The 830-nt window shown below is 73.5% G+C and carries 1 pseudogene; it reads right to left on the reverse strand.

Annotation, left to right across the window (positions count from 1 at the left end):
- Positions 1 to 103: 103 nt before the first annotated feature.
- Positions 104 to 830: pseudogene (locus tag DWZ15_RS10320) on the reverse strand (DDE-type integrase/transposase/recombinase); the annotation flags it as partial.

The raw sequence follows: 830 nt of genomic DNA on the forward strand, positions 1-830 counted from the left end.
GATGTGTTTCGATGGGTCCGGTGGCCATGCTCCGCCCGCCGCCCGGCACCTCTTCCCAGACTCAGCCGAACGGTCGGTTCCGTCTATTCCGTTTTCCCTTAGGCTAGGACAGCGGGGCATCGCCCCTTTCCGCGCGCGCCCGCGCGATGAGCCCCGGCGTCAGGTCGAGCTCGTCGATGGGCACGTCCTCGATGCCGTACGCCTCCAGCAGCGCCGCCGCGTCGTCGCCGAGCATCGCTCGGAAGGCGCGGGCGGGCGTCGCGAAGCCGAGCGCGCCGCGGGGCTCGGAGTTCACGTGCGACATCGCCAGCGACAGGTCCGCCGGGACCAGCCGGTCGAACCTGAGGCCGCGGCCCTTGGGGAGCAGCTTCCTGATCTCGACGTGGTTGCGCTCGCAGGCGCCCTTCTGGTCGCTGCGCCCGGGGTCGCAGTAGAACAGCCTCGTCTCGCCGGGCCCCTCGCCGATGAGCGCGGCGATCGCGCCCTCGCCGGAGAACTCGGCGCCGTTGTCGGTGAGCACGGCGCGGAACACGCGGTGCGTCCCGTCGGCGCCGAGGACCGCCCGGACGCCCTCCAGGGCGCCCGCGACGCACCCGGCGGTCTTCTCCTCCAGCGGCAGCGCGAGCTGGAGCCTGCTGGGGCGGTGCAGCAGCGTGAGCAGGCAGGCGGAGTCCTCCCGCGCGCCCTCGACGGTGTCCATCTCCCAGGCGGCGGCGCAAACGTCCTCGCCGAGGGCGAGGAACGCGGCATATGACCTGCGGGCGGAGTGGCGGGTCGCCGCCCGGCGCGCGGCGCGCTTCCTCGGCCTGTAGCCGACCTTGCGCCTGAGC

This window comes from Collinsella sp. AF29-7AC (assembly GCF_003475665.1).
GTDB lineage: Bacteria > Actinomycetota > Coriobacteriia > Coriobacteriales > Coriobacteriaceae > Collinsella.